The 739-nt window shown below is 41.3% G+C and carries 2 protein-coding genes; both read right to left on the bottom strand.

The features are described from left to right. The coding region (locus tag J7438_RS26450) for a hypothetical protein (RefSeq protein ID WP_209279006.1) at positions 1 to 392 on the bottom strand (392 nt) is incomplete at its 3' end. Positions 393 to 444: 52 nt separating this feature from the next. Next, positions 445 to 739 (bottom strand): hypothetical protein (locus J7438_RS26445; protein ID WP_209279005.1); only part of this gene is annotated, 295 nt, incomplete at its 5' end.

Genomic DNA, 739 nt, shown 5'->3' with positions numbered 1-739 from the left:
TGGCGTTGTTCACTATGATTTAATGGTCGTTTTGACCCTGATGTGTACCATTTGATTGAACAGGCAAATTGACCATGATTTCTACCATCATAGCGATCACCATAACGAGCAAATAACCCCACCAGCCGATCCATTTTTTCTTGTGTGATGAGAGCATTAAAATCATTAACAGGTTTTATTGAATGTCTTGGTGGATGGTTAACAGAGCAGGCGTCAGAAGCAGGGTGACATTCATTACGCTTCTGGATATAGGACGGTGGCACATTCACCTTTCTGACTGTGCCATGCCTGTATTGCCTACTACTTGAAACACTGGCATGAACATCTGGTTGTTTGTAATCGTTACCTGAAGTTGTGTATTTCCAACTTATACCAGCACCGCCTCTGTCCATAATTAGATTTCATTAATTCATGGAAAATTTAAAAGTAGACTATTCTACGGCATCAGCAGGCAGCAGTTTTTACTGGCTTTTTTCTCTTCCTTTTTCTTTTCTTGGGCTTTTTTGTTTGCTCTTCTAAATATTCTTCGGCGGTAAAATAACAGTCATCTGAACATTGCCCTCCATCATCGGCAGTAAAATATGCCTTGTCTACCGCCCACTCGCCGCTGTCAAGTGACACAGAGCCATGAGCCTCCGGCAGGACGGCTAACTTTGCCTTTATTTGCTCAATAACTATTTTCATTGAATCCTGGTTATCAATCTTGTTCACCGGGATTTCAATAACCTCAAATCCTAAT

The organism is Thalassotalea sp. G20_0, from assembly GCF_017744175.1.
GTDB lineage: Bacteria > Pseudomonadota > Gammaproteobacteria > Pseudomonadales > Endozoicomonadaceae > Endozoicomonas.
Note: the sequence above shows the minus strand (reverse complement) of the source record. Positions and strands in the feature narration are given on the sequence as shown.